The organism is Oleiphilus sp. HI0043 (assembly GCF_001634935.1).
Map to the genome: position 1 here is coordinate 1 of NZ_LWEY01001667.1, position 9408 is coordinate 9408.

General features: G+C 43.2%; 7 protein-coding genes. 2 read left to right on the forward strand and 5 right to left on the reverse strand.

The window, feature by feature from the left end:
• Window positions 1-767 precede the first annotated feature (767 nt).
• From A3729_RS25310 to A3729_RS25325, 4 genes are read right to left on the reverse strand one after another with little or no spacing between them, the layout of a single operon-like run.
• Window positions 768-2369 carry a hypothetical protein gene (locus A3729_RS25310; RefSeq protein ID WP_068515038.1) on the reverse strand — a complete coding sequence of 534 codons (1602 nt, stop codon included), beginning with the start codon at window positions 2367-2369 and terminating at the stop codon, window positions 768-770.
• The gene (locus A3729_RS25315) at window positions 2369-3289 is read right to left on the reverse strand and encodes an ATP-binding protein (protein ID WP_068515035.1); all 921 of its coding nucleotides are present in this window, start codon (window positions 3287-3289) and stop codon (window positions 2369-2371) included. The genes A3729_RS25310 and A3729_RS25315 overlap by 1 nt, the downstream gene beginning before the upstream one ends.
• Window positions 3286-5157, reverse strand: a complete 1872-nt coding sequence (locus A3729_RS25320) for a hypothetical protein (protein WP_068515030.1) — start codon at window positions 5155-5157, stop codon at window positions 3286-3288. The genes A3729_RS25315 and A3729_RS25320 overlap by 4 nt, the downstream gene beginning before the upstream one ends.
• Window positions 5127-5822: a TnsA endonuclease N-terminal domain-containing protein gene (locus A3729_RS25325; protein ID WP_068513285.1), complete on the reverse strand. Its 696-nt coding sequence runs from the start codon at window positions 5820-5822 to the stop codon at window positions 5127-5129. The genes A3729_RS25320 and A3729_RS25325 overlap by 31 nt, the downstream gene beginning before the upstream one ends.
• 210 nt (window positions 5823-6032) lie before the next feature.
• Between A3729_RS25325 and A3729_RS25330 the strand changes: the two genes are divergently transcribed.
• Together A3729_RS25330 and A3729_RS25335 are read left to right on the forward strand one after the other, a co-directional pair.
• Complete coding sequence (locus tag A3729_RS25330) at window positions 6033-6809, forward strand: tyrosine-type recombinase/integrase (protein WP_068515027.1); 777 nt, start codon at window positions 6033-6035, stop codon at window positions 6807-6809.
• 170 nt (window positions 6810-6979) lie between these two features.
• Window positions 6980-7531 (forward strand): PEP-CTERM sorting domain-containing protein, encoded by a 552-nt coding sequence (locus A3729_RS25335; protein ID WP_068515024.1) that lies wholly within the window; start codon window positions 6980-6982, stop codon window positions 7529-7531.
• Between the two features lie 253 nt (window positions 7532-7784).
• Here the strand turns inward: A3729_RS25335 and A3729_RS25340 are convergent, their stop codons facing one another.
• Window positions 7785-8561: a site-specific integrase gene (locus A3729_RS25340; RefSeq protein WP_068515018.1), complete on the reverse strand. Its 777-nt coding sequence runs from the start codon at window positions 8559-8561 to the stop codon at window positions 7785-7787.
• Between the last annotated feature and the right edge of the window lie 847 nt (window positions 8562-9408).

Below are 9408 nucleotides of genomic sequence, written 5' to 3' on the forward strand. Positions count from 1 at the left end.
GATCACAATTTTTGGTGTCAGCGGCTTAATCAAAGCTTTGATGACCAATGCATCCTAGGCTTAATCTGATTGCAGCTTCCTGTTGAGGCGCTATTTGGCTTGTATGAGCGGACTATTCTAAAAAGGCTGGTAATCACAAAAATCAAACATCGGCGCCAGATACATGACTGTAGCCCTGTGCTGTTTGTTGTGAACGAAATAAAGCTAGATCTATTTGAAATACGAGTTTTCACACAGCCTGTGCTCAAAGCCAGCATTCCATGAGCGTTCGTAAATGTTATATTTAGGCCAAATCTAAACCAAGCTTCAACGGCAGCTAATGGCACAATCAACGTCACTTAAAAAATAGATTACCGCCTGCGCGGTAATGACAGAAAAGCGGACAATGTGATAGTTCGAAAATGTCGGCTGTCTCATCACAGCTGCCAAAAAGCAAAACCCGCCAAAAGACCGCTTTGTGAAGGTAACTGCTATAGTTGTTACACAAGAAAAAGATCTGCTTTTTTCTTCTAACCGATGAAACTCATTTCGTTGGTTTTAGCCGAACTCTCTTGATAAGTGTTTATGGAATCACTGAACTGAAAGAGTCGGTTCAAACCAGTCTCAAAGGTCCGCTATCCGAACAAAGGCAATGAACTTTTCTTCTAGCTCAGCTAGAGATTAATGCCTACTTACTCATCGTTTGTGATAAGAAGCAAGGTCGGTTCTTGAATATTAAGTTATCTATTCCCATAAAATGACTCAGCGATGTGAGTAGTCGTAAACCTTTATAACCCTTTTACCGAAGACTTACCGAACATTCTTTCCCGTTTTTCATAATGATATGTAAATGGGTTGATACCAAACGCTTGAACAGCACCAATATCATCTCTAATATGGGATCGAAACTTATGTAGATAAGTTATTATACTATCCTCACGGCACGTATCTAGATCCAATACATCATTAAACACTGTCAACATGGGAGGGGCTAAAGAACGGTACTCTTGTTGAAATAGACCACATTTGCAAGCTTCTATTGCCGGCCAATCTAATGCTTTGATCTTATTTAGTACATCTTCTTTGGATAAACAGAATGATAACTCGTCTGCAGATCCAGAAAATGAGGCGATCGATACTAGATCTTCGGTCTCGTATTCATCACCGTGTTTTAGCCTGTAGGTCTGCGAGTACTCAAAATCCTTTGTGTTCAAAGTTTGTTGAAAATGAATAGCATATCGAAGCAGGGCATAGAGCAAAGCATCGAATGCACGAGGTACAATAAAGTGACGGAGCGCATGACTTTCAAATAAGGGAACGATAGTGAATGCTTTGACGAGTCGTTGTATAAGCGTGTAGCAACCAGCCCATCCGGTTTGTTTAAGGAACAGAGGGGTCATCTCTTCTAAGCTTTTCTCCAGCACCTTAGCACTGTGGAAGTGAGACGTTAATGTAAACATAAGCATTAGCCATACGCTCAGTGCGAAACAAATAGGGCAAGGTGGCGATAACGCCTGGAAATGGTTGATCGAAAGATATCGATAGGATTGAATTGAAAGCAATCGATGCTGTTTAAGCAAACCGCTAATTAATTTCAGACGTGACATACCATACTCTAAGACTAACGTTTCTAAATCGTGAATTTGCTCAAAATATCGGTCACGATGTGCTTCTGTATCATACGACTGAAGATAAAATGTGACGCTAGAAATTTTGCTCACCTCAACGCCATGAATTGCTCTTAGCTGCTTTTTCTTGCACCAACCTGCTTTGCAACATATTGCCCAAAAATCCGGATGCTCCGGCGAAAATCGTGATGGATATGGGAACGACAATCCCAATTTCTGTATTAGTCTGTCCTCGTCACCAAGCTTCATGCGAAGTTTTTCATCAATGTTAGTGATCAGGTTAGTCAAATAGCCAACCGTCGAGTCAATTTTTTCTGCTAGGGATGCCTGGCCCTCGATGATTGAGGCGAGTGTTTTTTCAATGCGGTCATCCCTACCTCGACCACATTGAGGACAATGGCGCGTAGCAATTTCCTGTCGTGTTTTGGGATATGGGGAGTGGCAGCGCGAACAAGTACTTCCTAAGGTCGTATCATGAATGGGGCAATTCGTTAACCAAGGATAATCATAGATATCGCTATGATAGAAAAGCGCACTGCATTGTGCACAATGACGTAAGGCTGGTTTGAATTTATGGCGGTTTAGATCAGCATGCGTCGCAAAAATCGTTTGATCATTACCTTGGCGTATATCGCGCATGAGTAGTCCAGGATTGGCCATGCACTGAATACGCCAGCGTCCCCATTGACTCAAATAGGGTAGCCAAAAGAAACGACCTTGATTAACGAGATAGTCGTCGGGTAAATACTTATTCACGATCATCAGATCCCCGCCACATAAAAGGCCTCAGTAATAAGGGCATCGTCATAGTCGTGAACAACCGTCAACCGTGGCAAGAAGTCCATTAGAAGAATGTCTAGGGTCGCTCGACAGATTTCCATGGTTAGTTGTGACTCTTCCTCTTGGCAGAATTGATCACAATAAACACGCCAGATGTCGCTAGCCATATTGACGAATCGCCAGCCTTGTTCGACTGCTCGGGGTAGAAAGTACGCGGTAAAGCTGGGTCCATTGTCGGGGTAGGTAAAGGAATCATATTGAGTCAGTATCTCCCTGAGTGCTGACTCAGACTGCACGCCGTAAAACGATGTGTGTTGACGAAAGAAGCGCCCGTATATATGGTCATTTGTCGATTGGTGAATTTGATCTAAGAGTTGATTAGACTCATTCTGATTACCCACGAACACCGACATTAGTCGGATTCTAGCGGTTTCAAATGCATCAAAAATCTCAGAAAACGCGTACAGTTGATCCAGACTTAATCGCTGCATTTCATCGACAATCAGAACGATCTGATAAGTTTGATAAAGGCTAACTAAATCCAAGGCATGTTGTACGAAGCGTGCGGCCAAAACATCCGATGAGTCGGATTTCGATACAGGCACATTGACGCTCAAGCATAGATTGTTAAAGACGCCTCGTATGGTTTTTATATCACGACGATTGATGGAGGTATAGATCACCGGAACGCGACGTTGTTGACGATTACGCAAGCGATCAACGAGACGACGTACGGCAAAGGATTTTCCAATTCGTGCCGGCCCAATAATATAGCCGCCGGTTCCTCCGGTCCATAGCCAACGTTTCACTGTTTCCTCTAATTGGAGCGATGCTTGAGTATCGAATACGACCTCTAGCGGTGTATCGATGAGGGGGTGAAAAGGCATTTCCTGGGACGTCATGATGGTTCTCCAGGATGGCTAAAAGCCGTCTGACTAGACCATGTGGCATTGGCTTTAGCTTGGCGTTTCGCTTTTACACGTTCTGGCTGATTGAGGTCGAGGGCGTCGCCGTTCGATTGAAATGTAGTGGCTACGTGTAGCAGTCTCAACGCATGCTTTGGTTCCTGCTTGTGTTTAAGTAGATAGTGCAGTAATCCCGCTAAGGGATCACGCGCCTGAATTTTATCGTGGCGAATTAATTTGTTGATGTATTTTCGGATCGTGATGGAGTGGGGGAATCGTTGCCAGGAACGTGAGCAGGTTGCTACGCCGATAGGCCTGCCCATTTCGGTGTCGACCTCAAACTTGCGAATATCACGCGCATCCATATTCGCGTAGACATGTGTTTCGCTTGGCGCTAATCGAGCGAGGTCGCCAAGGTAGTAATGCACGCGTTCAAAATACAAATAACATTGCCCGCTGTCGCGATTTCGCTTAATGGGTAATCGTAACCGGAGGCGGAACGGGTTGCGTGGCACGCCAATGTCTTCAGAGACACTGGGGTGCCAGTGATGTTGCCATTGATGCGCAAACAACGTTAGAGGGGAAGATCCGGCATTTCTTCCGCCTTTACTTAGTACGTTATGTTGAGTCAACACAATGCTAAGCGCTTCTTCAAACGTTTGCAGACTGATGGCAGGAGGTTTAGTTCGGTTTTTTGCATCTTCTCGCTTAGGGTCACGCGGATGCGATCCTGTCGTCGAAGGTAATTTATGACTATGGTGGCGATTAATATAATCAAAGGCACGTTCAACTTCACTCCGCGCGACAGGATGTTTCGGATGCCCAAACTCAAGGGTCGCCCCTTGATCAACGACAACAAGCTGTTCAATCGCCTTTGCGTGATGCATCCAGGCATTGTCAAGTGCAATGCGTTCGAATACAAGGGGCGATAAGTCAGGTAAGGACGATGGAAAAGTGGCACCCGGGTCGTAAGTAAATAAGGGGGAAGTGAGTGTCATCGGCTGCCAAGATTGCAGACAGTTATCGAGTAGTGTCTGTAGATCGAGGGCACTAGGATGGTCTGTGAGTGATAGGTGGTATCCAAGATAACACGAAGAGGCCACGTCTACTGCGATTAGTAAAGTCGCGCGAGCTAATCGCAGAGGGATTAATTCATCATTTAAACAGAGAGTCAGCCGTCCCTGGAAATCAATGACCTGCTCATCAATTTCGACACGATCCATGACCTGCAAAGGGGGCTGGCTGGCTGGAAATTTCATTCGAGCTGTGCGCTCTCGTGCTTGAAGCGCATTCGCGAGCTTTTTATGAATATGACGACGTAAGGATTCGTAACCGTACTTATTTGTGGTATAGGGGTAGCGATCGTGTGGCCAGTGTGCATCGACCAGACACTGTTTGTACATGCCAAAAATGGAATGAAGTAATAAGGTTGGTGCGTATCGTGCTTTTTTCAAGTGCGCAGCAATAGCCTCATCGATCATGACTTCGATACTAGGCAGTTCGCTGAGCAAGGCTTGAAACGCCCCTTTTTCACCGCTAGGTTTGAGCACGCTTGGCAGCGCAATAAGTCGTTCATTTGCTTTGAGATGTTGATGGGGAATTAGCGCTTTTGTCAACGGCCATTGACCGTCATGATCCTCGGTAAAACAACGATTAAGTAACTGAGTGATCCGGCCAGGGGATAAGGCGACACGCTCTGCTACGTGGTTAAGTGCGTCGCCATTTAGTACGCAACAAGCTACTTGTTGGTTACGTAGGAACGTACTTCGCACAGAAACCGGTAAGGCATCGACCTCAACCAATGGCCAATTATTGTAATCGTAGTAGTGCGGCGCTAGCGCGAGGGCATGTCGCCAACGGGACATCGGGATAACTCCAGATCATAACTGAGTCGACATTGGGTTAAATTCCCCTGAATTTTGCCGCGATGAAGTAGCCTGAATAAGGCAACTTCACTCATTGCGCGCGATTCACGGTCCAAAGGGTGTAACCAGTGACGTAAGGGGAAGGTCTGGCCTAGGGGCCACTCAAGCAGAATATTTAATTCGTGGTTGTCGGTGTTTACATGACGCGCACGATATAGCACGCGAACGATACGCCACCAATTTAATGCTTCCGTTTCACGTTCACGGGCTGATTCGTTGGCAATAAGTTCAAAGATTAGATTATGTAACTGGCAGAATGCTTTGAGTGCGGCAAGCTTTTCGTCATCCCATTCACCCCGCGGTTTAAGTTCGATAATGTAGCGACCATCACGTTTTAATACATAGGCATCGGGCCGATAGGGCACGCCTCGGTACCGAAGTTTTAGCGGTTGAGGAATGTAACTAACCACGCGAGGGTCGCCTTCTTGCAGGGCAGCATATAGGTACTCGTCATAGGAGTGAAATTCAGCGGCACCGGGATATTTGATCATTGCTTGGAGGCGACATTCGACCGCCGTGCGAAATGCGCGACCGTTGGTATGTTGTTGTGGCACTAAACTCTCAGCGGTGACAAGTCGCGCTAATCTTAGCTGCTCTCGCGTCATGTACACATCCTCAGTAGACCGAAGAGACTGTTATTTTACGTGGTAAACAACACATAAAAATAGCCTGTATTTCTGCACCAATAACCCATACATTGGTACATAGTTACTATACCTTTGTTTCTAATGGTTATTTGTTCTAGTAAGAGTGCTGTTTGGCTAAAAATAGTGGCTATAATTACCTTTAACTTGCTCCAAAATTAGGAGGCAAAAATGGAACACTTATTTGAAAAACCAAAGCAGTTATTTGAATACCGTGTTTTTGCGCAAAACCGTGAAACTTCAGGTTACCTATGCTCTTACACTTGGAATGAGTTAATCGACCATAGAGCATCGCTCTTCAACATTGATAGTAAGTACCCAAGATATTTGGTAAAGCCAGAGATATTGACGCTACTTAATAATGAAAAATATTTACCCAGAAGGTTGTTGTTAGATTTAATGTGGAGTACTGGAGCAACTGTTTCTGAAGTTCTAGGTTTAAAGCGTGAAAGCTTTAAACGGTCAGGAAGTGTTATTTTGAAGCGGCTTCATAGTAGGGCTGGGAGGCCCACAAAAGCTCAGCAAGAAATGATCTCATCTCGATCTATCTCAATTAAAGATTCGGATCTAAAAGATCGTATTGAGTCTTACATTATTGGAAACCAAATTAAACACAATCAAAGACTTTTCGGTGTGGATCGACATACTGTAAATCGTCATATACATAAACTGGTCGAACGTTCGGGAGGCTCCCCCTTTAATATAACCGCTGAAACCTTTAGACATAGCTTTGCAGTGCATCTAATGCTCTCGGGAGTACCTCAAACTAGAATCAGAAAACTTTTGGGCTTAAAAAAGTACCATCAAATAGAAAAATATGAAAGAGCCATTCCCGAAGATGTTGATGATGTTTTAAGAGGTGTACTAGATAATTACCAATACCTGTGTCTTTATCTTTCTGAAAGCGGACGTTGGCGGTTTTTGTTTACTTTGGTCAAATTAGGCTAGTAATAGCTCTCTTAAGTCATAGCGTTAACATCATGTAATTTTTTGTAAACTTATGCTACATGAGTCACGGATTGCATTAGTGAATGATGTTTAAATGGACGTCCATTTTTTACGTACGTCAATCTATTGCCGGTGAAGTGTGTCGGCAGAATTTAACAAGGAAATTGTTTATGTCTAAGTTACTATGCGGTCTAGCAGCCGGTATTCTAGTAATCAGCTCTACAACAGCTAACGCTGGATTAATTGGAGATACGGTAGATATTAAAGACAGGTTTGGCACACAATCAGCCGTTGTCGGGGCAGGGAGTGAGACGCGCACAGGTGGGTATGGTTTTGGAGTAAGTCATTTTATCAACTTGTCGGACAACGAGCTCTCAATTGGACTGGTTAATAGCTCAGCGACTCAGTGGGACTGGTCTGGATCAAATGGTGATTTCTGGGAAGTTCTAAATATGGATTCTGTTGTAGACTCTTCAGCAGTAATTTCAGGTTTTTCACAAGTTACAGGCCATTCTCTATATAGCTTTGATACATCGTTTTCAGACCACGGTATCCGAGTTGATATGGCAGGATTAAGTCCTTTTAGCATTGCTTCCGGGGATTTCGTTAGCTTTGATTTTTCCTTTGACTTTAAAGCGGTTAGTGTTCCTGAGCCAGCTACATACTCGCTGCTAGGTCTCGGGCTTCTAGCTATGGGGTTTGCGCGTCGTAAAGCTAAATAGTAGTCCAGAGTTTAGCGCAGCAGCAGCTCGGGGGAAGCCCTGAGCTTCCTCGAGAGATAAGGCTTAAGAAGCAACTTTCTTAAGGCTCTTCCTTTTTTGAATGGCGGCGATACATAGCTGTAATTACTTCGAGTTCTATGAAGGCTCATTTTCGAGCTATGTCAGTCATCGATCTTATTGTATAGCAGATTACTAAATGAATAGGGCGTTATCTTGGGTTAAATTGTATTGTTATTCCTTAACGAACAGCTTGTTAATTCTTATTCAGATTTTTTAGCGCATCATTAAGCATTTCCTCTGGCGGCTCTTCATATATAAGAGTTGTTGAGGCGTTTACATGCCCAGCAATTTTCTGAGCCACTTTAACTGACTTCTTCTGTTTATGGATCACATCTGTTATCAGTGAACGGCGACCACTATGTGAACTTGCTTTCTCGATCCCGGCCCAATTTCGGAGCATGAGAGCCATATGTTCCTGAAGTGTATTAGGAGAGTAGGGGCCACCTTTCTGGGTGATAAAGAGTGGATCACCAGGCTTTAGGTGTGATTCTTTTGATATACGAATTTGTAAATACTCAGTAAGAGCCCGCCTCAAATCAGTATCAACCATGGGAAGATCACGGGATTTACCTTTATGTTGTTTCACAGGAGGATAGAAATCTTCAGGGTTTACGTCAGCACCTACCTGAACCAGTTTTTCAACTTGACGTATCATTTGATCAAATGCTGACTTCTTAAAGCTGATGGTTTTGCGCTCATATTTACTCTTTGAGCGTTTCATGGCATCAGCGCCTTTCGTATACGAGGCGGGTAAGGTCATCACCTGAAGTAATGTGAAGTCGCAACGAGAAGTTAGTTGTGCAATCTCTTTTATTTGTAGCAAAGCAATCTCTTGCGCTCGCAATCCGAGCTTGAAACTGATTTGCATAATTGCAGTATTTTTCTCTGGATGACGGTTTTGCAGAATAACTTCGAATAAATGATGCTGTTCGTCTAAAGAGGGTACACGAGCTTGTCCATTTTTAGGCATAAATCAACCTTGCAAACAAAATCCGTAATAATGGGAATTTAACGGATTATAGGGCTATAAACAGAATTTATACACTTTACTTTTGATTCTATAGAGGTGTTACTACTAAGGATTATATAAATAAAATGTCAAAGCCTGCAGTAAAAAAAGGCACTTACAAGAGTTTTGCCTTCAATTACCCCAGCCGGTGGTAATTACCAATTTGATAGGTAATTCTTGGTAATTTATGTACTCTTATTAAAACACGCTTTGGCGAAGCGCTGTTTATAACGCACTTTTGTATTAAAAGTGCACCTCCTCAGCAAAAAAAGAGAATCCCTTTTAGTGCATACTTGAGAACACACCATACGTTGTAAAACATGCACATTCAAAATCAAAATACTCGAATATTGGTAATCCAGATAATATCAAAAACTGCTTTAACTGAAAAAAGCACCCTCATAAGTTAGTTTGCCCAATTTATAGATATAGTTGTAATTTTAGCTTTTTAGTTGCAAAAGTTTAGTTCTTTAGTTGCTCACCCACAAGTACCAGTCAATTACGCTTCACCAGAATATATAAGTGCGCATAATATATATTATGTTAAATAGATCGTGGTTATGTATATGGTGATTCGCTTCGTTATCATGTGTTCTACTCTGCTAATAAAACGCACTACCATCGGCACAATAATGTAGCAACACTTCTTATATGTGTGACCTATTCAGTTCCTTTGCATTATTGACTGTTATTTCCGTGACATAGTTGTTAACAAAAGCGGAACAAAGTGTGTAATGAGTTATTGGTGGGCATCTGCGACGATGAATGCTGGGAATAATGCCTCTACGGCAATCAGTCGAGGTATGTT

What these genes read in the sequence shown, in the direction of transcription:
- A3729_RS25330 (WP_068515027.1), top strand. Translation starts at nt 6,033, where the DNA reads ATGGAACACTTATTTGAAAAACCAAAGCAGTTATTTGAATACCGTGTT.
- A3729_RS25335 (WP_068515024.1), top strand. Translation starts at nt 6,980, where the DNA reads ATGTCTAAGTTACTATGCGGTCTAGCAGCCGGTATTCTAGTAATCAGC.
- A3729_RS25340 (WP_068515018.1), bottom strand. Translation starts at nt 8,561, where the DNA reads ATGCCTAAAAATGGACAAGCTCGTGTACCCTCTTTAGACGAACAGCAT.
- A3729_RS25320 (WP_068515030.1), bottom strand. Translation starts at nt 5,157, where the DNA reads ATGTCCCGTTGGCGACATGCCCTCGCGCTAGCGCCGCACTACTACGAT.
- A3729_RS25325 (WP_068513285.1), bottom strand. Translation starts at nt 5,822, where the DNA reads ATGACGCGAGAGCAGCTAAGATTAGCGCGACTTGTCACCGCTGAGAGT.
- A3729_RS25315 (WP_068515035.1), bottom strand. Translation starts at nt 3,289, where the DNA reads ATGACGTCCCAGGAAATGCCTTTTCACCCCCTCATCGATACACCGCTA.
- A3729_RS25310 (WP_068515038.1), bottom strand. Translation starts at nt 2,369, where the DNA reads ATGATCGTGAATAAGTATTTACCCGACGACTATCTCGTTAATCAAGGT.